The sequence below is a fragment of the Bacteroides intestinalis genome (assembly GCF_003464595.1).
Lineage (GTDB): Bacteria > Bacteroidota > Bacteroidia > Bacteroidales > Bacteroidaceae > Bacteroides > Bacteroides intestinalis_A.
The window spans coordinates 19,714-41,326 of record NZ_QRZF01000020.1 but is presented as its reverse complement, the minus strand read 5'-3'; the positions used below and the strand labels follow the sequence as shown (position 1 = coordinate 41,326).

Here is a 21,613-nt window from a genome sequence, read left to right as displayed (position 1 = left end):
AGGTAGCATATTATTTTATAACGCCCATTTATTTTACATCTAAATTTTGGAAAAAGAATTTAAAACCGTCTCTATCAAGAGCTCAGACCTCTACCGAATGTTCAGCAATACATAAAATTATTTTTTTCATTTCGTTAATTATTGTCAGAGGTTCATCCGATTCGCATTTTTCAACTAAAGAGTCAATCTGTTTACAGACCTTATCAACTCCTGCAAAATCTTCCCTGCTCCTCCTCACTTTGTCATAACATGTAGCTTCAGTTTCCTCTGCCAATTCATCCTCAAAGACATATATGCCTCCATTTTCACCAAGATTTCCTGCTTCCAATATCAGTAGGCAAGCTTCCGGCAAGGTCATCAAACTACGGGGAGCCTCTGGATATACATCTGCAAAGCGTACTACAAATAATTTAGCAGTAAGTTCCTCTTGCCTGATTTTTTGCGAAAGTCCCCGCATATAGATTTCAGCCAAACGCTTACTGTATCCCATTACATGAACTGGTGACAGAGCATGATTCGTAGAAATCATCATACATTTATACACCTTATATTTAACCGCCAAATCTGCAATATTTTTAGTCCCTAAAACATTAACCTGCAACGCTTCAGCAGCATAATCCTCCAACATGGAAATATTTTTATAAGCCGCTGCATGAAAGACCAACTGTGGCATATACTGTTTAAATATAGCTTCCATCCTACTACGATTAGCAACATCCGCTACCAGGACCTTTACTTCAAGGTTCTTCCAATGATCTGATAATTCCAATTGAACATCATACAAAGGAGATTCAGCCTGATCAACTAATATCAATTGATAAGGATTCAGAGCCGCCAACTGACGAACGATTTCACGTCCCACAGCACCTGCAGCACCAGTCACCAATATCCGATGCCCTTCAATATAAGCAGCAATCTTTCGGATATCAGCCTGGATAGGCTCACGACGAAGCCAGTCCTCTATATGAATATCTTTTATAATCCCGTCATCCAGACAGTTACTTAAGGGTGGTACTGTCATTACATGAATATTTTGGGCCAACATTCGCTCCATTACACCGGATGATTCTAAATCTGCCAGCTTATCCGGTGCCACAACAACCGTTTGTACATTCTTTCTTTTCAAATGCTCAAACAACTTATTATTATTAGCATAAACCCTACACCCCATCGTATGCTTACCTATCATCCAAGGTTCATCTGAAATAAAGCCGCATACACGATAATGATTATTTCGACTGACCCGCATCGATTTAGCTATATTTACTCCCGTCCCGCGAAAGCCGTAAATAAATACATTTACGCAGTGGCGATCATCAAAAGACAAAGCCTCATGCAGCATTTTCACTAAAATGCGCAGACATACCATAAAAGTAAAATTGAGAATATATGCTATAAAGACAATCCCATTCGGTAATGTTTCTCCAAATCCAAAAGCTGACCAACAAAAATTACCAATACCCAATAAACCATAGCTTATTGTAAGAGATATAAACACTCTGTAAATATCCACAAACGAAGAGAAACGAATAACTCCAACATAGGTATGGAAGACAGAAAAGAAACACAGATTACAAAAAAGCGAGAATAAAATCATCCATATATATAATGACACCTTATATATTATAGAAGAAACTCCCAATTGAAGTATGCATGCTAAAAGCATAGAAATCACAACCAAGCAGATATCAATAGCCAAAATCGTCCATTTAGATGCAATGCGGGATGAAAGATTTCTATAATAAACTTTTAGGTTCATAATTATTGTCAGATCTTAGGTTGATATACACTTTTGCAAAGATGTATTTTTTATATTGATAAAACAATTTTTTTAGAAGGAAAATGACAGAACAGACCTCAAAAAGAGCTTTAGGAAAGATTTTCTCAAAAAAATCTTCTTTTCTTTTCGTAGTTTCGAAGAAAGCTGTAAATTTGCACCCCGTAAAACAAAAAGCCGTTGCCGCTATAGCTCAGTTGGTAGAGCAACGCATTCGTAACGCGTAGGTCGCCAGTTCAAGTCTGGCTAGCGGCTCTTTGAAAAGTTGATTATAAATGCCTTATAATCAACTTTTTATTTTATCTTTCCTCAGCCTATTGGCTATAAAAAAAAGATACAATTTCCCGTCCACAAGTCACCAACAGTGGAAAAACAGTGTCTTTAAAACTTATAGCTTATGGCAACACTAGCATTAACCATTTTATCCGCTAAGCCTACCAAGGCTGGAGAGTACCCTATCTTTGTCCGTATCTCGGTCAAGAACGATAAAGAGTACATTAAAACCGAATACCTACTGGATGACGCCTGCCAGTGGTATGAAGGAAAAGTCGTTGCTCGTCCTGATGCAACAATGATGAACAGGCGATTACTTTTTGAACTCAAGAAGTATAAAGAGCGACTTCAGTACATAGACAACTACGAATATTATTCAGCCAAGCAGATTAAGGCAATCCTTATTCAGCAAGACACAGCCATCCCGGACGTCCGTACCTTCAACGAATTCATGCGACAACGGATTAGGGAGATCCGGGAGGAAGGTCGGGAAAGCTATGCAAAAATGATGGAAGACACTATGAAAGTTTTCGATGCGGCAGAGGGTGATGTACCAATGGTTATTATGAATCACATCACAGTCGAACACTTCGATCGATGGATGAAGTTACACGGACATACCGATGGTGGGCGTCAGATCAGGCTGTGTCACATAAAAGCCCGCGTAAATGAAGCTATCAAACTCGGTTTACTTCGATGTGATAAACATCCATTTGCTTATACAACAATCCCAGCACCAGAACCACGAGAACTTGATATCCCCGTCGAAGCTGTCAGGAAAATAATTAGTACCGATGTATCACATAGTCGGCAGCTGACTTTAGCTAAAGATATGTTTCTGTTGAGTTTCTACCTCGGTGGCATGAACTTTGCCGATCTTATACAGATAGACTTCTCAGAAGAAGAAATTAGCTACATACGTCAAAAGAGTAGCGAGCACAAGAAGAAGAACCGGAAAATAAAAATTGGCATCTGCCTAGAAGCTTCCTGTATATTAAATAGATATATGGGAAAAAACGGAGTACTGGAATTTAATTATAGATATACTTCCAAAAATTTACAATGCTATATCAATAAGTGCTTGAAGCTACTTGCAAAAGAGTTGAATATCAAAGGTAGCCTTACCTATTATTCTGCTCGCAAAACCTTTGCTCAATTTGCAGCAGAAATCGGCATTCCTTATCCTATTATCGAATACTGTCTCGGCCATTCTATTAAAACTGGGATTACCATCAATTCTTATGTACGTGTAAAACAGTACCAAGCTGATGCTGCAATCCGTAGAGTAATAGATTATGTTAATGATCCAGAAGTATTCAAACCATATATTGAAATGAGAAATCAAATGCAAATGATGATGATGTAACAAAAAACAAGAAGGGATTGGCTTATTCTGCCATCCCTTCTACAAATTCTTTTAAGCAACAAATCTCTAATTCTCCAACAAAGGTATTATTTCATTAGGCGTAGCTATTACATGAGTAGCTCCTGAAGTTAATAATAAATCAGAATTATCACTTCCCCACAAACAAGCGACACTATCAATATCAGCATCATTTGAAGCTGTTATATCATTTCTATCATCGCCAAATGAAATAACGTCATTAGAAGCTAATTGAAGTCTACTAATAGCAAGATTCATGCCTTCCGGATTAGGTTTTCTCCTACTAACATCATGATACGCAACAATTGTATCAAAAGGTATATTAAATTGCCTAAGCACCTTCTGTACATATATGGAAGGGGCTTTACTTACAATGCCAACTTTAATTCCATTCTTCTTAATATGCTCAAACACGTCATTGAAACCATCATATAACACAAATTGGGGAATCAAAGTGTATACAGCAGTCCAATTTCTATTATCCCGATATTGCTTAGCCGAAGAAGAGTCTACTAAAGTTTGATCCAGATCAAAAATAACACCTTTTTTCATTGTATATAGTATTAAAAATTAAATCGCATTTCCAAATCTTTAGGCTTATACTGTAACTTTTGCTCTGATTGCAAAAAATCATATAATGTATTTGCGTCACGAAGGGGAAAAGCTCCCCTTTTTATCAAATAATCATTTCCACATACATTCTCAAGTTCTCTTACTTTCGGCTCTCGATAAGAAACTACAGCCAGTATCTTATTATTATCAATAGTTGCTTGAACAGCATGCATTGTTCCACCCTCGATCCCTGTTTGAATGACAATTGTAGCTATAGCCAATCCTGCTTGCAACCTATCCCGTTCTACGAAATATGTTTTATAAGCAGGAGTCCCGTAAAAATACTCTGAAAGAAGCACTCCGCCCTTTTCAATAATTTCTTCTGCTATTTTTTCATGAGCTTTTGGAGAAATCATGTGCAAACCATGAGCTAATATAGCGGTCGTTGTTCCATTATGAACATTTAATGTGGCTTTATGTGCAATAGTATCACACCCTAGAGCTAAGCCACTAACTATATTATATCCTTTTTCCGCAAAAAACCGCCCATAATATGTACCGGCCTCTTCACCTTCAGAAGTTGGTTTTCTTGTTCCAATTATAGCAATAGATTTTCTATCATTAATGCCATTTATATCACCTTTATAATTAAGAAGTAGTGGCGCAACATTTTTAAATTTGCCATTACTATATGACTTTAGTTCCTTAAGTTGCTTTGGGAAAATACTATCATACTGAGAAATAATAAAAATATTATTATTTAATGACAGATCTATATTTTTTTTTGCTGCATCAATAGAGTTTTTATATTGTTCAGAGGTCAATTTATTATTTAATCTTATATAATTAGTTTTGATACATTGTTGCACGTATGCTTCAATATCACTATCTCTAAATAGCCCCAAATCAATCATGGCTTTAGATACTAATTCCACATTCTTAGGTCCAAAACCAGGTAAATGTTTTAGTTTAACAATTAATTCTGTTTCTCTTGATATGTTCATAATAATTACAAATCTTCGTTAGCATGTGTATTATGGCTCGTTCTCGCGATACAAAATAAATAAAAAATAGCTTTGGGCCACACCTTCTTTAATGTTTTTATCATTTCCGCAACAGTTGTACAAGTCGTTGTTATATCGTCAACTATTAAGATTTTTTTCCCGTTTAAGTTACAAGTACGATCATTTACCAGAAATACATCATTTATTTCAGCCTGTCTTTCAGGCAATGACAAAAAGTGCATAGGCGTAGTTTCTTTCTTTTTATGAAGTAACTGTGGTAAATATATAGCTCCTGTTGCCTTAGCAATTGCCACGGCCAAGCTTCTTATTGGCACATTCTTTAATGGCTTTGTCTCTTTATGCCCCATCATCCTTATAACATAATCAAAATGTAAACCTTCAGTATTTAAGGCACTAACACATTCATCTATTATATCCTGATCGACCTCTTTTTTACATGCAGACACTTTTTTGCTCCAATCTGTCAAATCTTGGTCTTTAGGTATATAATACACAAGATGGTAGGCATTTTCCAATCCCGCACTCGCATATTGCCGGTCATCGGATAAATATCTTAATTTCATATCATTACTCTCTTGTTGTTTTTGCTAAAAAAATGCCTGTAACACTTTTAGCACCAGTTTCTAATAGTTTAGCAGCAACTTGCTTAAAGGAAGTACCAGATGTTATAATATCATCAAAAAGTAGTACATTTTTACCTTTGTATTGTTCCGAATTCAATATTAAATATGGTACGATATTTTTATCAACAGAGCCTTTTGTTTCTTCGTGCTCAACCGCAGAAAGATAGTTAAAACCATTTTCTATTTTTAGAGCTTTTGCCACTATACTACAAAATTCTTGAAAACGCTTATTGGTATTCTCTGGTTTTGAAGCTGGTATTATCATTAAGCATGTATTTTCAAGATCAATCTTTTCCTTTTTAATACTTTCCACTATAATTTTAGCAGCATATTCCATATCTGCTTTGTGACCATTTTTAAAACTATAAATAAAATTTCGGACTGTATTAATCTCTTTATCAACATCATTCCCTATACCAGATTTAGGATAATAGTCATGAATTGCATAATACTTACATTTATTAAAATTAAATCCTTTTCCCATTCGTACTAAAGATGAACTGTGATGACGAAATTCCCTAATCCTTTTATCATATTTAAGGGTATACATAACATTTTCTGTTTTAAAGGTTAATACTACGTAAAAATAACAATAAATAAATTAATATTATCATAGTAATCGAATGTTAGATAACATAAAAAGCCCCGACCGTCACCAGCCAGGGCAAACACTTATCACAAATAAGTCACTTCTACTTCTTTACCACTGCCACAAATTATAACTCACTCCCACCCCTACATAAAAACCACTTTGGCCAGGATAGAAGCCATATCCTGCTTGCAAGCCAAATCCCCAACGCTTCTTCTTAGGTGCAATGGTGTGGTAAATATCATTTGTCACTGTCTGATACACTGTACGTGGAAATATCTGCAAACTATCAAGTCTCGGACGATATCCACTCACCCATGCCCGGTAAAGGCTATCTTCGTAATATGCCTGCTCACGATGAACAACAGTGTCACCGATACGCATAGTATCGGTTAACCGGAAGACTAACAGAGGCGCCATAGGTGGCGAAATAAGCAAGGTCTCGATCTGGACTACCGTACTTACCTTAGTTTCGGTGCGTATAGTCTCCTTAGCGGCCTGCGGACGGAAACAAGCAACCACACAAGCCACTGCCAGCAATATGACTAATATCCAAGGCAGCTTCTTCATAACGCAAAGGTTAGATTATTAATCCGGTTCATCCATCCTCGCTTGAACTTATTGTTGGCAGGTCGCTTCTGGCATATATCCTCTATAAAATCAAACCGAGCTATCTTGATGCGGTCGAACAGCTCACGGGGATCCCTAGAATTCAAGGTAGCAATGGTCTTGGGACCTACAATTCCGTCCACATCCACGCCAAGAAACTGTTGAGGAATCTTTATCCCATAAACACCGGATGCCCATACCCAATCAACAAGTATATTAGCGACCGATTGAGACTCAATCTCATCAGCTTTCCATCTATCCCAGTACATAGTTTTAAGGATTTCAGTCCACTCCTCTTTCGTGAGGTTCTTTAATCGTTCAACCGTAGGCTTGGGATAGCCTTTCTTTCGGCAATACGCCCCGTATGTGCCGATTGTCACGCCCATATTAGTATCTCCTCCCAAGTCATCAAGATCATTCACAAAGCCGCCTTCCCATTTCAGGATGAACGGAGCCAGTTTATTCACATTTGCCATTTATTTTTCCTCCTTATTAATTATATCGTTTACATCTTCCTTTTCCACACTAAATACTTTCTTTGCAAACACACCGATAGCAGCCGCCAGATTAAAGTTATATCCTTTTGGTTTTAGTATATTACTGATGATTGAACATCCCTCTATAAAGCAGACAAACAAACACGCATAAGTATCTATATGGAAAGAGCCACCTGCTGCTTTATTCACCATCACCACCATCACCACGAAAGAAAAATAAGTAACCATCTTTCCCATTGTCGCACGCCATGCACGACTGAAACGTACATGTTCCTTCATCAACAAGCTTTTTCTTACTCCTGTCGCCAAATCACAAACCACCACACAGAACATGGCTATGAGCCATGGTATCATCAACTGCAAGCTGTCCATGACAAAACTGCCGGCTATCGGGCCAAACAATCCAGCAACGGCCTGATGAAAACTTTTTTCTTCCATTTTTGAATATTAAATATTAATACTATCTTTGTCATAATATTGGTCTTTAAGGCCATATAGTGTTTATCCCGCCCAGCTTGTGATAAGTAGGACGGGACTTTTTATTTCACAAATGGATATTCAATCACATTTCTATCCGCACCAGAATCTGTGATATGAGCACCGATACGTTCAACAACAGTCTTCCTATTTTCAAAATCAACCATTACCTTATTGATACAGTAAGCCGTTTCATCAGACTCACTACGCGGTAAGTCAGACCGGACATATTGAGCAGGCCGATCCTCATCTATAATCAATTGCAACTGATTCGGGTAAAGTGGCAGGTATTCGCAGACATCCCAATGAGTATGCCCCCCTATGTGAAACAAGAATTTACAGGGAGATATTCCGGAGAAATCCACATCCAGTGTCATCTTTGTACCCAAAGTATCACCGCAATGATATTCCCCCGAAACAGTGCCACCACTCAAATAGGCATCAAGTATCATTGGTAACAAATGTGGCAGACAAGCAAGTTCCGGTATAGCAGTTAAAGCACCTTCATGTTCATACCAATTAGGCGCCTTTTCCGATATAAATTTTCCGGTTCCATTATTACGAAAAGCAGATGCCGGTTGATGGTGCGCAAGAATAAGATAGTAACTTGAAGGCGTACTCTTTAGCAATTCAACAAACCAATCTATCTGCTGCTGCGAATATACTACTGAATAACGAGAAGTGGCCGGAGAACCGACAGTCACATACTCATACTCATCAAAGGCTATTATCCGAATGGTAGCAAACGACGTCGTTACATCCTTGTACCAATAGCTTGAAGTCTCTGAACCCATAGTCACATACTTCTCGCAAAATGGTGCAATATATGTATTCCTGGCACCAATCTGATCGCCGCCAAAATCATCTGCCACATCATGATTGCCAAGCATTAGCAGAATAGGCTTAGCACTTGAGAGAATAGTAGCCTTCATATCTCCTGTTAACTGTAAGTCTCCAGTGATAATAGTAAGAGGAATACCGGCATCCTGATCCATCAGTTCGATGCACTTTTTTATTCCATGATTAAACTTATGAGTATCCGACAGGTGCAGGAAAGTGAACGTACTACCACGACCATACGCTTGGTTTATAAATTGCGTCAATGTCATACCATTCACATCCGCATTGGCCGGGATCATGCCCACAGCTTCACGCATCGGACCTACATTTGTCAGATAAACAGCATCCGATACCGTTACAGGTAACGGCATGACATTATTCTTATCATCTTTTAGCTGTACTATTTTCTTGTCCATATTATCCGGCTATACAGAGTTTAAAACCGTTATAAATTTTAAGAAAGCTCCTGTCGCTAATGCCGACATTCCAATAATCAATGCCGTCCTGTTTCGTGGAGAGGATATCCGCGTCATTTACCATCAGTTTCGTTACATAATCAGCACTATCCATATTGACAGTACCATTCACCTCTATCAACATCTTTGAGACCTCAGACACAGGGAATGATTTGCAACACGATTTACTGGCACTATACTGCACGCTGATATAATTACTCATGAAGAATATAGCTGGTATGATAGGTTGATAGTTGGCTTTCAATAGACCTCCTACAAAAACAGATTCTTTCCCACCATACTGTACCACATTTCCTTCGTAATACATCTTTGTTAATGTAAGGGTTCCGTCTTTTGCAAAGTTCGAAGAGTAATTTAACACTCCGGCTACTTCAGTGGTTATGACACCATCATGAACGATAACATTCGTCAAGTTATCACAGTCATAAGTACTGTCAAGAGAATACAATTTTGCAACAACTCCGCCATCACTTAACTTATAGCCAAGGAAATCAAGCTTTGGCGTAGTCCCTAATAAAACCATATGAGCATCATATTCATCCTGAGTATTGGACGCAGTCCCTTTCAGCAATACACCGCCATCGGCTATTACTCTGTCGCAATACTCCTGAACAGCACGCGACACACCACTGGAATAATAGGTTGCAGAAACGGTAATTTCAGCAAAAACAGATATATCATACGTCGAAGTCGCACGAATGACAATCTTAGATTGATTCGCATTTTCTTTTATGCTTAGAATACCCGCAGAACTGATTTCAGCATATTCACTACCTGACTGGATACTCCATGTGACTCCCCTCTGAGTCGTGGAGACAGGCAGATAAGTGACGGTGTAAACGGAAGATATGCCATAAGGCGAAAGATCACCGTTAATACTAACACCGACTACACCGACAGTTTCAATCGGCGTAGGGGTTACGTTTAAATGCTCACCCAAATTGGAAGATGCATAGATTGCTATACCTGACATAATATTTTGTTTTAAAAGTTATATACATTATCATTTATCACCTCATATTCAAGGCTACCCGTTACTCCGGCCTTGTTTAATACCTGGACAAAATGGTCTGAAACCTTGGCAACATCAAAACCCTCCGAAGTGTAATTCATCACATCACTGCCGCTTGAATCGGGAAAATGAAAGCCGTCTTCCGCAACGGAAACAAGGCTTGCTATCCGGCTGATTATCTCACTTGCCAACATCTTAGTCGTTATCGAACCGCTTTTCAGGATAAGAGAGGCAAAATGTTCTGATACTTGTGCAGCGTCAAAGCCCTCAGAAGTATAATTCATGACATCTTTACCCGTAGAATCGGGAAAGTGATATCCTTCTTCTTCGACTGATACCAGACTTGCTATTTTCATAACGATCTCATCTGCCAACATCTTAGCTGTAACAGAGCCATTCTTTAAGATAAGAGAAATGAAATGCTCAGTGACTTTAGCAGCATCCAAACCCTTCGAAGTGTAGTTCATTACATCCTTGCCAGTAGAATCAGAAAAATGATACCCCTCTTCAGCTATGGAAACAATATGCGAAAGTTTGGATACGACATCCTTTGTCAGCATATCGGCAGAGACGGTCCCGGTGGTTAGGATAAGAGAGATGAAATGTTTCGTAACCTTAGCGGCATCCAAACCATCATAGGTGTAGTTCATCACATCTTTGCCAGTAGAGTCACTAAAGTGAAAACCATCTTCTCTGACAGCAGTCAACATGCCGGCCATCAGGCCAAAGAACATTTTCAGGGTGTTACTTTCTTCAATTAGCTGTTGGATGACATCAACGATCTGATTGAATTCTTTGGCTGACAAACGACCTTTAGAGTTCTTGCCTTCATTTTCTTCCTTTGTACCTATATTCAACTCCATATTATTCTCCAAATATTAAAGGAAAATCATAGGGGAACCCCTTGCTTTCCTGTTCTACCTTTCCACCCGACGCGGATAATGCGTGCATGATCAAGTTTGTTTCAAGCATGGAGGTATCAGCCATATCACTTTCAATACGACTGATAACAGCGCGAGTGGTATTGCCCGCATCATCGCTCTTCCGGATGCTCATTACAAACTTGATATAACCCATAACATTTTTCTTTTTTATAAGAGAACCGGGTCTTCATATATTTCATCTCCCAGTTCATTGTATGTAAATGACATGTTCGAATTGTTCGAAGGAATCCAATATGCACCTAAAGATATGAATTCATAGGTATAGCCGGAATCTAAAGAAACGGTGTTACAATATTCATATTTTTCATTCACAAGCTCCAGCCGATTAAATCCGTCAGTTGAAATGACGTTAATATATCCCCACGTAGAAGCCGACGCAGAATTGTATATAGTCAATGAAATTCTTAATCCCACACAGCCACTTGCCGCCGGAAGTTTATACTTGGCCTGGCTGATACGGTTAGGAACTGAATTCATAAAATGAGAGCCATAGGCGGGATTCAAGAAAAAGCACCCACCAGTATTTTTGAACGTGTAAAATCTGACAAATGATGCGTTAGAGACAATTTTCCCTTCCACATTCGCATTTTTCATGGTCACAAGTCCGTCCTTATCCACAGAGAAGCTATCATTTGCCATAATATTCCCATTAAACCGAATCTGGTCAGCATCAATTATTGCATTACTCTGAAATCCACCTTCAGGAAGCGCAGTTACAAAGAGGTCGATATACGACTTTTTTACATAACCGTTCGTATCAGCCAGCTGTGAAAACATCCCTGTTAAGCCTGCCTCTGTGATAAGACCGGACATCTTTGTCATGTCTACATGCCCATCCTTATCATACACGATTTCTTTCCCATACAGTGCCGAAAAGTCTGCTGTGGTTATTAATCCGGATGTATTGATATTCGTAATATTGCCTGCGCTATTGAAATGAATACCTTCTACAAGTGCAGCAATGGATTTTTCTGTCACTTGGATAGCGGAAGTATTCTTATCTGCTGCATTCTGAGCTCCTTGTGCGATACCCAATGCTTTCAAGGCATCCTGAGCAGCGTCGTATGCATCACTGATGCCTTGTCTGGCAATCTCTTTTGCAGCCTCTATTCCATCATTGGAATTAGTTACGGCAAGTATAATCTGATCGCTAAGGTTTTCAAGATAGGCCGTTGTAGCAGTAGACGAAGGATTCCAATGAGAAATACTAAAAGCAGTTCCTTTAACTTTTGCAGTCTTGCAGACGAGGGAGTCATTCTTATACTTAACTATACCATCGTTATAGGTAGCATTTACCCAGAGATCACCGACATCATATTCCGAATCTGTTGTAGGCTGCTCCACAAAAACACGCCGCTTGCCGTCGGCTGTATCTTGCGCTTTAGCAGCATCTTCCAGAGCCTTCAACGTCAGATGGTCGGTAATTTCAGACCAAACGCCCGCCTCAAAACGATAGCCCTTACCTGTTAAACGGTTATAGAACATATCTTGGTCGTGCATCGTTTTTAAAGCTTCTGTTGTCCACTCTGAAGCCGGTATATTATTTAGTGTCGGAGCGTAATCAAAAAACCAAAGTGTATACTCCCTATCCGTCTGTTCCTTAACAAGGTCTACATCCGTCTGCAGGTCTTCAATAGTTTCGTCGATATCCTTTCCGGTTGCCTGGTTAACAAACTTGGCCGTAATTTCACTCAGCACAGTATTGAAATCAATAAGTGGTTCAGGCATCGTATAAGTCCCGTCGGCTCCAATTCCATTATATATCCGCACATAAGGACCTCCTGCCGTTACGCTGTCCCAGACAATTGCGCCTTGACGACTGGTATCCGTACGGTTGCCCAACTGTACGATATTGTCTCCTACGGCAGGCACATCACTTCCTGATGCGCAATCTTTCTTGGATAAGTCAATGTAGTCATCGCCACAGCCACTCACGTAACGCCAATAAAAAGTTGTTCCGGTTTTTAAGGCAAAAGTCTCACTGATCGCCAAGTCGCCTACCGCAAAAGTATTCCTGACTGTCCTACCCTCAGCATCTGTTGTGCTAAAATAGCATCTGTAACTTCCGCCTATATCCTCCACTTTCTTACAGATGATACCTGCAGCCGTGTTGTATTGTTTTCCACCGATATAGGTTGAACGCTGGACCTGTATCTCTTCGACATTAAGTTTCTTCCTGATATCCACGAAATCAATATCCAGATGATAGTTTCCATCCGCATCTTGGTAGATGCCAAAACCACTACCACCGGCAGCAAAGTTCTTCGATACTATATTCTTTAGCAAAGTGATCTCTTCCAAGGTCGCAGTACCTTTTACGTTGATACCTTCAAGGAAGGTCATCAGCTTTTGAACTGTTTCTGCCACATCCCGGCGCAGATACCGGTCATCATTATCATTTTTGCTACCAATAAGAACCAGTTTAAAATGTTTCTTTCCATCAGCCTCAGAGATGCTGTCATCTTTCTCCAACTTATAAATCGCCCCATCTTCCACCACGGAAACAATCTGCCCGGCATAAGGCACATACGCTACACTATCTGTATTACGTGCATATACAAGAGCGTGATTGTATGTATCCCATATATCTGTAGTATCAATAGGGTAATCATTCACTCTTTTGTATCGACCTGCAAAGCTGTCCCCTTTTATATCCAGTGCCATAACTAATTTGTTTTAAAGGTGAAATTATCCGTCTCAGTACTTGTCGTGGCGGAAGTGAACACATACATGGTATATTCCACGGCGGCTGATCCATTTGCACCCTCCACGCTGATTTTGTGTGGTGTAGCGGCAGAATCCAAGTCCATGAAGTTATATTGATACCTATCCAACGAGACTTCCTTAATGGTTCCGGCAGGAATACAGATGACGAAAGTCTTATAATTGCCAATAGTGAACTTATACGTGCCGGCACCGGCATACAGCCCACTCGCCGATAATGCACGTACCTGGGAAGAAGTCGTAGGAATCGCACTGACCACCCCCGCAAACCACCTCCTGCGCACATTCACAGTAATAGAATTGTTCAAGGTCGTTTCCGGTATTGATCCGTCTTCACTCGCAGCATAAACAACAGTAGCCTTATAAGTTTCTCCTTGTGTATATATGCCGGATAAAGCACGCATAGCAGTTTGTACACCGTTCACTTCCGTGGAAAATTCAAGTTTGTTACTTTCATCATTTTCATAGAAGGATTTCGTCATTTCACCGTTTCCATGGCGCGTGGCAGTATAGTTTATTTGTCCTTTCGAAGTACCATATTCAACGTCATTACCGGTTGTCAACCTACCTTCAAGTGTAGCAGGTGTAGGTTTAAAAAGTAAGGCTTTGACGAACTGAGTAAATGTCATACCTTTTGGTAGAACCTGACCGGCTTCGATGTGCCCTGTTTTTGCTGCATTAGAAGTTATTTCTGCTTCCAAAGCTGCGCTACCCGTAACAACGGTTGTATTGCCACCTCCCGAACCACCACCTGTACGCACAACCGTTGACCCGACGGGATAATTCCCCGACCGAGGCTTTGTAGGAATAGTTTTTGATATGACAGTAACCTTCTTCATCTTTTTAAATCTCAATCATTACGCATTCGAACTTATTCATCTGACAATCGATTGTACCACCTGTACAGATGAATTTCTTATCAACCAAAAAAGTGTCGGACAATCTCGTTATCGGAGATAAATCTGCATGCTCTTTTATTTCCTGAGTAAGTTTAATACGGGTGGCACTATAATGATTAATACAGCGGGTGATCATCATTTCCTCGGGACGAATAGCGTCATCGAGAATGCAGTTGTATAGGTTATCTTTCAGATAATCACCATCTAATAATACTTTGCTATAGCATGCTCCATCTTCATTGTAAGAAGACATCTTAAATTCGATTTCATCCAGTTCATTGATATAATTCTCGTTGAGAACATTTTCGTAAGTTCTGTCCGAATCATTATCTGATTTTGATATATTATCTTTATTCTGGATTTTTACACTAAAGTCTTTGATTATGATTCCCGTCATATCTCCCCTCGATCCATCCCCTTGGCGGTTGTATACTAATAAGTTGAATTCAAGTTCTCCAGAGATCGGCCGGTCAATAGGAACGATTAGGCCGCTTAATCCATTATAAGGCATATCCAAAGTCTTATCATTCGGAAGAGTCAACCATTCAAGCTTTCCGTCATTATTCCAACTGTCAAGGTTCAATATGACAAAATTCATAGGATCTTCTGCCCAAGTAAAGCCATGAAAGCTATCTCCAAAATGGTTGCCGTAATATTCATTACCTATACGTATTTGGCATCTTAATGAATTTCGTGCATATCCGGCTGCGCTGTTTCCCCAAGGTAGCATGTCATTGTCTTTGATAACCTTTACTGTAGCATTAATACCGAGTGCACAATCCATATACGTTGCAGATGCACCTTTAAAAGTAAGTACTTTATAATTAATAAGGTTAAATACCCCAGGAGTACCTTTTAAGGGAAAGCGTACCCGTATTGCATTTATAAAGGAATAATCATGAATATTGGGTTGCCAAACCCCATTCGCATCCTTTTCTTGTTCGTATACACAGTATTTCATTAACATAGCCCCGTCTAATGATGGAGCTATGTCTTTAACAGATGACAGCATGCTATTGTCAATAATGCTTCCATCTCTATACAATAGGCAATTCCACGCGTCAGGATATAAGTAAACCGAACGGCACGCCTTCTTATTATCAGATGTTTTGTTGTCAATAGTTGACAGTTCTTCTAAATCATTGAAATCTTCTTCCTGCAGCATTTGCCCAACCGAATAGTTGCTGCATTTTACTGTCACCTTATTAAAACCGGGAAGGACATCCAAAGAATGGTTACCTCCGGCAAAACCAATATCCTGAACAAGCAATTCATTGATCTGGGCATCGGCCTTACTTGTCATCATAGCATTATACTTGTAATATACTCCAGAGTGATCCACATCGACAAAGTAAAGACTGCCTTTCCAGTCGACACATGTCCAGTTGAGGAACTTGCAGACTTCTTCCAGTACCTCCTTTAGTTTCATAGGTTTATCATCTTCATCAAAGAAGTCCTGTTCACTTAGCGTCATGTTGGCAAGTACATTTTCACCGGTCGTGTAAGCTACTTTGCTGGAAGCATATACATGAGGAATGTAAACGGAAGTATAACGACCGATTGCCGTGGAGACACAACGCTGCAATAGACGCCATAATGAAACAAAATCCTTACTGTCTCCTTCTATTGTGTAATCAATAAACTCCAGTACTGACATCGATGAAATGCATTCTATTTCAAGAATGAATTTTTCGGAGGTATAATCCTGAGTGTACAATTCCGGCTTAATAAAGCCGCACCAAGTTATTACGCCATCCTTGATAAGTGTTACCCGATATTCTCGATAGGCAGTCGAGAAAAGGGATTGGAGATAATCACTTCCAACAATCTGTAGCTTTGCTGTTGAGAACCGGGTAGGAGTATAAAGAAACTCCTCGCTATTAATATCTATGGTGAACGGAGTGACACCGGGTGTCAACTCCGTCGATCCCCCTTCGTATCCGTCCTTCTCAATCTCCACCACACAAGGAATATTATCCAAAGTGGCGAATGGTACTGTATAGATTAATCCGTAGCTCATAACTTCTTATTGGTTGATTTCATGTAGTTTTTTAATGAGAGATAAATGTCTGATCCGCGTACTTTGTCGAAACCGATACTAACCGATTGATTTTGCATAGAATTAAGTTTACCCGAATTGATTGCCTCAAGCAAGTTGGATTGCTGCCTGCCGTTCAATATCATTTCTCCGGCGTTAACCCGGGCCAAAATCTTATCTCCGGATGTTGGACCACCGGCAATAATACCACCACTGGCAAACTTTGGGATGACAGCAAAAGCAGCGATAGCGGCAGCGATGGCACCACCAATGGCGACGATATTCCAAGGGAATGGTAAACTCGCAGCACTTGCACCCGCAGCACTCGCACCCTTAGCGGTATTGGCTGCAACTTCGGTAGTAGCTGCGGACTTTTCTACCTGTGCCTCGGCAATGGTTGCCGCAGCACCCTGAGCAGCATTTACAACTTTTTCATCTGCGGTAGCCTTATCGATTACAGCTTCAACTTCCTTTGCTTTAACAAGTTTGTTAGTCAGTTCCGTTAACGTTTCGATGGTTTTGCAGATACTCATAATCCCATCAATGGTATTTGTCATTGCGTTCCAAACGGCCATGATACGTTCCCATCCGGACGCATCGACATCATTCATGACATCACGCAGATTCTCAAATGCACTGACCATCCGGTCAGAGCTACTGGCTATATTCTTCACTCCAGAGTATAAGCTTTCATTCAGTTCCTTTGAAAAATCTTTCACATCCTGCCTTACTTGTGCTATCTTTAAAGCTTTCTCAAAATCATTAGTATTTTGGATAGCACTATTCAACTCGGTTTGTATTTCCTTAGCCAAATCGCTCGTCTTATCTTTTACCCCGTTGAGCTTCTCTTTCAAATTATCCCTATACTCAATCCATATATCAACCTTTTCCGAAAGTTTATCAGTTTCAGTTTTCTTATAATCAAAAGTAGTATCCCGTTGGCGAAGTTTAGGCATCTGGAAATTCTTCTGCAGATTCTCGCCAATCACTCCCTGCATTTCCTTGACGAAATTATCAGCAGCATCTCCTATCTTTTCAATGGAGACAGCCGAATTTGCAGCTGCCAAAGCAGCATCAATGATCGCTTGTCTGTATTCGTCTTCCGAAATTAGTTTCTTGTCTAATTTGACCTTAGCAAGTTCTGCAGCTTTAGTATATGTTTCTTGCACACTACTTAACTCGGCTTGTGCTTTGGCTGATTGCGTCACACGTGGATTTAATGTGCCGAGTAGTGCCGATACATATATCTCATTTGCATCAGCCGACTTACCCAAAATACCGCCCAGTTTGACTACCGTATCTGAATTAAGTTTATCTATTTCTTCATTATACTTGTTCTGTGTAATAGCCCCGGATTCGAGTTGGTTCTTATATTTTTGCAAAGAAGCTCGATATTCTTCCTCCGCTTTTTGAAGGTTGGTTTGTTCGGGATCATCATCAGGATCGTCATCGTCCGTATCGAGTACTGTTACAGTTTGAGCTAAATGTTCGCCTCCTCTTTTAATGGCATTATCAATAACCTTTAAATTTTCATAGAATTCAGGGAACTTATCTTCTATCTTATACCAGTTAAGATTCTCTCTGTTTCCTGACTTCTCGGCTTCTTCTCGTTGCGCCCTAAGATAAGCATGGTAATTCTCTTTAGATGTCATTCTGCCGGCATACAGTTTAGCGAGTCGTCCCATCGCCTTTTCGGACAGTCCAGCATCACCCGCTAACTTAGCATTTCGCTCAGTATACTCTCCAACTGTGCTGAATGCAGCTTCTGCCATTGCAGCCTCTTTCAACAACGCAATTCTTTCTTTGACTTTCTTAACGAGTTCTTCTTGTGTCAATTTTTCCCCATCAACTATCTTTTTCAACTCAGCTTGAGCCGAATTGATTTCCGCTTGCTTGCTTTTTCGATCGGTCATTATCTTTAGGAGAGACTGCATTCGTGATACTTCGGAAGTATTCCCGGCCTTCTGCAACTCCTTTTCGTATTCGGAAAAAATATTCTTAACACGTTTAGCCTCCTCGCGCATATTTACTATCTTTCCAATTACTACACCGATCGCCGTAATTAGAGCCATTGGCCAAACAGCAGACCAAAGCAACTTTAATGTAATGGCGACCTTTGCCCAAGCAAGTTTAATCGTATTGGCGGTTTTTCCCCATATAGTAGTTGTTTGTAACGCAGTCGCTTTATCAGATGCAATCTTTGCCGCATCTATAGCCCGCTTTTCCGCCAACGATGCAGCATTAAGGGCTTTCTCCGCTTTTGCCAGTTGAGACTTACTTACAAGCCTTTTACCATTTTCCATGGTCTCATAAGCTGTTTTAGTAGCTTCCAGAACTTTTTCCGCTTCTATACGCTTCTGTGTAAGCAGCAACTTTTGTTCCTCTGCTATTTTTGCTTTGCTGACAGTTGTAGTTATGAAATTCCATTGGGTCTTGAAGAAGCCTCCAATAACCTGTATCAGTTTTCCGCTTACCAATGTAATAACGAATGCTACCAGACCGGAAAATCCGGACTTTATATCTCGCAGCAATTGGGTGAACCAATTTATCATATCTTTCAGTGGCCCGTTGGTGCTTTCCGACAACTTAATTATGAGGGCTTCCCATGCAGATCCAAGCCCCGCCATAGCTCCTTTTACGTTATCTCCCATTGTAGAAGCCATTTGATCGAGATCACCTTCTACACCAGTAATGGCCTCACGAAGTGGTACTATACTATCAGCAGATTGCAAGAAAGCATTGAAAGCTGCTACACTTCTTTTGTCCGTCAACTGAAGGGTAGTGTTAAGATCGACACCTTTATCTTTCAGTTTCTGCAAGCCCGATACAAGCTCCGGCAATGTTTTCACAGGCCCGCCCAACGCAGTAGCAAGTTTTCCTCCACTGTCAGCCAGATTAAGCAAGATGTTACGTGTAGCAGTGGCGGCTGATGAAGCGTCAAATCCAGAATCAGCCAACTTTCCAAGCAACGCCATGGTATCCTCTATTGTAAAATTGAAAGCTTTCGCCACTGGTCCTACAGTCGGAAGTGCCGCCGCAAGGTAGTTAAATGATAAAGCACTCTTAGTGGTCGCTATAGACATTGCGGAAACGTATCTTTTCGACTCCGAAGCCTCAGCCCCAAACATTCTTAAGGATGCTCCGGCGAGTGCGGCCGCTTCCGCCAATCCGGCGTCAGTAGCTTGTGCAAACTTTAGGACTGATTCTGTAGCCGATAGAATCTCATTCTTTGTGAAGCCTAACTTTGCTAATTCAATTTGTAAGTTAGCGGCCTCTGCTGCTGTGTATTTCGTTGTTTCTCCTAATTTTTTAGCATTCTCTGTCAACGCCTTAATCTTGTCAGGAGTAGTGCCAAGAATAGCTGATAATTTACTGATGGACGATTCAAATGCTGATGTAGTCTCTATGAAATTCCTGAGTCCCATTCCACCAATACCCAATATTGCTGCAAATCCTAATATTTGCTTCTTCATTCCGTCAAATGCGGATTTTACCTGGTTGGCACCTCTTTTGAATTGTTCAGTTAAGAGATTGATTGCTATACTGAATGATAATTTACCTGCCATAATAGTCTGTTTTTTTAGTTTTCATAAATTCTTCAAATCGCCCTGCATCTTCTTTGATGGTACGTTCGGCCTCTTTTCGCATCTCTTCTTCTTCCCATGGGAAAGTAATTAGGTCTCTGGCACCGTTTTTCATCTTCCAGGCATCAATATGAGGAAGAATGTTGTAGTAGGTCCACATCCGGCTTTCTTCCATCTGTTCCTTCTTCTTTTGTTCGTATGCTTCCAAGTAGAGAGGAAGGTCACATAGTTCCATCTCGTTCAATGCATAATGGGCGTCCAGTCCTGCCATTATCAAAGTAGAAACTATTCTGCCTATGTTTTCAGGACTACCCTCGGAATTACCGACATCAGATGTGATTGCCTTTCTTTGAAATTGGGCCACTACTTCCATGATCTTCCCTAAATCGGAAGACATGGCATTCATAAACCTTTCGTCTGTCAGCACTTGCCGGAATACTTCAAATGTATACCTGGACTTATCGCTGGTGATATACATGACATAAAGCAAAGATTCGATATCTTCTTTATCTGTATAATCCATTTGTGAGAAAGATTTTCCTCGCATCTGTTCCCATCGTATAATCGCCTTTATAGTAAGGCGATGAAATTCCCCTCTTAACGTTGACTTGGATTTAAACGGAGTAGAAATATGAGACGGTTCTGGCTTACCGTTGTGCCCCGTATTCTTATAAACAGCAATAAGATATATGCCATAAATCAGAACGGCTATTGTTACATACAAAACAGTTTCATTCATCATAATTATTTCGTATTAAAAAAGGCGGCCATCATAGGACCGCCCTTACGCATTTGTTAACGAATTCTCAGTATTACACAGTAACCGGCTTAACCGGTTCCAAAGCTCCTACACCCTTGAAAGACGCACTCACAGAAACAATCTGCCCGTTATCTGACTTGATTGACAAAGAAGTGATAATCACTTTCCCTGTATAATTTACCTGTGCAGTATCCTTTGTGAAGGTGCCACCGAAGTTATCCTGATCTGCGGCTTTCGCACTTCCGAAGAAGAATTCAAGAGGATCACCTGCAATCTGTTTTGTAAGTAAAGTATCAAAACTCATAGCTCCTTCCTTACGTGTCAAGAGGGATTCGCTGGAAATAGTGAAACTGTTCTTGCCCGCAAGAGAGCCGGCCCAGTTTCCCATCATCTTGTTTGAGATGTCCAGTTCTTCCGTACTAACATCGAGCGCAGCGCTCGATCCGAATGCTATCGGGTCTTCTCCGATAAAAAGCATAAGCTCACCCCTGTGGATGTCTACGCTTGAATCTAACTTTTTTTCTGCCATA

General features: G+C 40.2%; 19 protein-coding genes and 1 tRNA gene. 2 read left to right on the top strand and 18 right to left on the bottom strand.

What is annotated here, in order from left to right:
* Nucleotides 1-82: 82 nt before the first annotated feature.
* Complete coding sequence (locus DWW10_RS20935) at nucleotides 83-1,759, bottom strand: SDR family NAD(P)-dependent oxidoreductase (RefSeq protein ID WP_022393803.1); 1,677 nt, start codon at nucleotides 1,757-1,759, stop codon at nucleotides 83-85.
* Nucleotides 1,760-1,959: 200 nt separating this feature from the next.
* On the opposite strand from DWW10_RS20935, the gene DWW10_RS20930 reads away from it, so the two are divergent.
* Both DWW10_RS20930 and DWW10_RS20925 read left to right on the top strand, forming a co-directional pair.
* Nucleotides 1,960-2,032 (top strand) — tRNA-Thr (locus tag DWW10_RS20930).
* 142 nt (nucleotides 2,033-2,174) lie between these two features.
* Entirely contained in the window at nucleotides 2,175-3,416 is a 1,242-nt protein-coding gene (locus DWW10_RS20925; RefSeq protein WP_118487350.1) for a phage integrase SAM-like domain-containing protein, read from the top strand.
* Nucleotides 3,417-3,482: 66 nt separating this feature from the next.
* Here the strand turns inward: DWW10_RS20925 and DWW10_RS20920 are convergent, their stop codons facing one another.
* The 17 genes from DWW10_RS20920 to DWW10_RS20840 all read right to left on the bottom strand — a co-directional run bounded on the left by DWW10_RS20920 (nucleotide 3,483) and on the right by DWW10_RS20840 (nucleotide 21,612).
* The gene (locus tag DWW10_RS20920; protein ID WP_118487348.1) at nucleotides 3,483-3,986 is read right to left on the bottom strand and encodes an HAD family hydrolase; all 504 of its coding nucleotides are present in this window, start codon (nucleotides 3,984-3,986) and stop codon (nucleotides 3,483-3,485) included.
* 11 nt (nucleotides 3,987-3,997) lie between these two features.
* Nucleotides 3,998-4,990, bottom strand: a complete 993-nt coding sequence (locus tag DWW10_RS20915) for a DNA-processing protein DprA (protein WP_118487346.1) — start codon at nucleotides 4,988-4,990, stop codon at nucleotides 3,998-4,000.
* Between the two features lie 5 nt (nucleotides 4,991-4,995).
* Entirely contained in the window at nucleotides 4,996-5,574 is a 579-nt protein-coding gene (locus DWW10_RS20910; protein WP_118487344.1) for a ComF family protein, read from the bottom strand.
* A gap of 4 nt (nucleotides 5,575-5,578) precedes the next feature.
* Nucleotides 5,579-6,184, bottom strand: coding sequence for a phosphoribosyltransferase (locus DWW10_RS20905; RefSeq protein WP_118487342.1), 606 nt, complete (start codon nucleotides 6,182-6,184; stop codon nucleotides 5,579-5,581).
* 150 nt (nucleotides 6,185-6,334) lie between these two features.
* Nucleotides 6,335-6,793, bottom strand: a complete 459-nt coding sequence (locus DWW10_RS20900; protein WP_118487340.1) for a DUF6808 domain-containing protein — start codon at nucleotides 6,791-6,793, stop codon at nucleotides 6,335-6,337.
* On the bottom strand, nucleotides 6,790-7,308 hold the full coding sequence (locus DWW10_RS20895; protein ID WP_118487338.1) for a glycoside hydrolase family 108 protein: 519 nt from the start codon (nucleotides 7,306-7,308) through the stop codon (nucleotides 6,790-6,792). Before DWW10_RS20895 ends, DWW10_RS20900 begins: the two co-directional genes overlap by 4 nt.
* A complete protein-coding gene (locus DWW10_RS20890; protein ID WP_118487336.1) occupies nucleotides 7,309-7,767 on the bottom strand; it encodes a phage holin family protein in 459 nt (152 codons plus the stop codon).
* Between the two features lie 101 nt (nucleotides 7,768-7,868).
* Entirely contained in the window at nucleotides 7,869-9,062 is a 1,194-nt protein-coding gene (locus tag DWW10_RS20885) for a metallophosphoesterase family protein (protein WP_118487334.1), read from the bottom strand.
* Nucleotide 9,063: 1 nt separating this feature from the next.
* Nucleotides 9,064-10,095 carry a hypothetical protein gene (locus DWW10_RS20880; protein ID WP_118487332.1) on the bottom strand — a complete coding sequence of 344 codons (1,032 nt, stop codon included), beginning with the start codon at nucleotides 10,093-10,095 and terminating at the stop codon, nucleotides 9,064-9,066.
* An 11-nt stretch (nucleotides 10,096-10,106) separates the two neighbouring features.
* Complete coding sequence (locus DWW10_RS20875; protein ID WP_118487330.1) at nucleotides 10,107-10,997, bottom strand: hypothetical protein; 891 nt, start codon at nucleotides 10,995-10,997, stop codon at nucleotides 10,107-10,109.
* A 1-nt stretch (nucleotide 10,998) separates the two neighbouring features.
* The gene (locus DWW10_RS20870; RefSeq protein WP_118487328.1) at nucleotides 10,999-11,211 is read right to left on the bottom strand and encodes a hypothetical protein; all 213 of its coding nucleotides are present in this window, start codon (nucleotides 11,209-11,211) and stop codon (nucleotides 10,999-11,001) included.
* A 14-nt stretch (nucleotides 11,212-11,225) separates the two neighbouring features.
* The gene (locus tag DWW10_RS20865; protein WP_182021496.1) at nucleotides 11,226-13,742 is read right to left on the bottom strand and encodes a hypothetical protein; all 2,517 of its coding nucleotides are present in this window, start codon (nucleotides 13,740-13,742) and stop codon (nucleotides 11,226-11,228) included.
* A gap of 2 nt (nucleotides 13,743-13,744) precedes the next feature.
* A complete protein-coding gene (locus DWW10_RS20860) occupies nucleotides 13,745-14,641 on the bottom strand; it encodes a hypothetical protein (RefSeq protein WP_118487326.1) in 897 nt (298 codons plus the stop codon).
* 4 nt (nucleotides 14,642-14,645) lie between these two features.
* Nucleotides 14,646-16,721, bottom strand: a complete 2,076-nt coding sequence (locus tag DWW10_RS20855; RefSeq protein WP_118487324.1) for a hypothetical protein — start codon at nucleotides 16,719-16,721, stop codon at nucleotides 14,646-14,648.
* Entirely contained in the window at nucleotides 16,718-20,305 is a 3,588-nt protein-coding gene (locus DWW10_RS20850) for a phage tail tape measure protein (protein ID WP_118487322.1), read from the bottom strand. The genes DWW10_RS20855 and DWW10_RS20850 overlap by 4 nt, the downstream gene beginning before the upstream one ends.
* A complete protein-coding gene (locus tag DWW10_RS20845; RefSeq protein ID WP_259320514.1) occupies nucleotides 20,295-21,065 on the bottom strand; it encodes a hypothetical protein in 771 nt (256 codons plus the stop codon). The genes DWW10_RS20850 and DWW10_RS20845 overlap by 11 nt, the downstream gene beginning before the upstream one ends.
* Nucleotides 21,066-21,135: 70 nt before the next feature.
* Entirely contained in the window at nucleotides 21,136-21,612 is a 477-nt protein-coding gene (locus DWW10_RS20840) for a phage tail tube protein (RefSeq protein WP_118487320.1), read from the bottom strand.
* Nucleotide 21,613 lies beyond the last annotated feature (1 nt).

Coding starts and splice junctions, on each gene's coding strand:
- DWW10_RS20895 (WP_118487338.1), bottom strand. CDS start 7,308: ATGGCAAATGTGAATAAACTGGCTCCGTTCATCCTGAAATGGGAAGGC.
- DWW10_RS20925 (WP_118487350.1), top strand. CDS start 2,175: ATGGCAACACTAGCATTAACCATTTTATCCGCTAAGCCTACCAAGGCT.
- DWW10_RS20885 (WP_118487334.1), bottom strand. CDS start 9,062: ATGGACAAGAAAATAGTACAGCTAAAAGATGATAAGAATAATGTCATG.
- DWW10_RS20900 (WP_118487340.1), bottom strand. CDS start 6,793: ATGAAGAAGCTGCCTTGGATATTAGTCATATTGCTGGCAGTGGCTTGT.
- DWW10_RS20860 (WP_118487326.1), bottom strand. CDS start 14,641: ATGAAGAAGGTTACTGTCATATCAAAAACTATTCCTACAAAGCCTCGG.
- DWW10_RS20855 (WP_118487324.1), bottom strand. CDS start 16,721: ATGAGCTACGGATTAATCTATACAGTACCATTCGCCACTTTGGATAAT.
- DWW10_RS20935 (WP_022393803.1), bottom strand. CDS start 1,759: ATGAACCTAAAAGTTTATTATAGAAATCTTTCATCCCGCATTGCATCT.
- DWW10_RS20890 (WP_118487336.1), bottom strand. CDS start 7,767: ATGGAAGAAAAAAGTTTTCATCAGGCCGTTGCTGGATTGTTTGGCCCG.
- DWW10_RS20845 (WP_259320514.1), bottom strand. CDS start 21,065: ATGATGAATGAAACTGTTTTGTATGTAACAATAGCCGTTCTGATTTAT.
- DWW10_RS20910 (WP_118487344.1), bottom strand. CDS start 5,574: ATGAAATTAAGATATTTATCCGATGACCGGCAATATGCGAGTGCGGGA.
- DWW10_RS20905 (WP_118487342.1), bottom strand. CDS start 6,184: ATGTATACCCTTAAATATGATAAAAGGATTAGGGAATTTCGTCATCAC.
- DWW10_RS20920 (WP_118487348.1), bottom strand. CDS start 3,986: ATGAAAAAAGGTGTTATTTTTGATCTGGATCAAACTTTAGTAGACTCT.
- DWW10_RS20875 (WP_118487330.1), bottom strand. CDS start 10,997: ATGGAGTTGAATATAGGTACAAAGGAAGAAAATGAAGGCAAGAACTCT.
- DWW10_RS20865 (WP_182021496.1), bottom strand. CDS start 13,742: ATGGCACTGGATATAAAAGGGGACAGCTTTGCAGGTCGATACAAAAGA.
- DWW10_RS20880 (WP_118487332.1), bottom strand. CDS start 10,095: ATGTCAGGTATAGCAATCTATGCATCTTCCAATTTGGGTGAGCATTTA.
- DWW10_RS20840 (WP_118487320.1), bottom strand. CDS start 21,612: ATGGCAGAAAAAAAGTTAGATTCAAGCGTAGACATCCACAGGGGTGAG.
- DWW10_RS20850 (WP_118487322.1), bottom strand. CDS start 20,305: ATGGCAGGTAAATTATCATTCAGTATAGCAATCAATCTCTTAACTGAA.
- DWW10_RS20870 (WP_118487328.1), bottom strand. CDS start 11,211: ATGGGTTATATCAAGTTTGTAATGAGCATCCGGAAGAGCGATGATGCG.
- DWW10_RS20915 (WP_118487346.1), bottom strand. CDS start 4,990: ATGAACATATCAAGAGAAACAGAATTAATTGTTAAACTAAAACATTTA.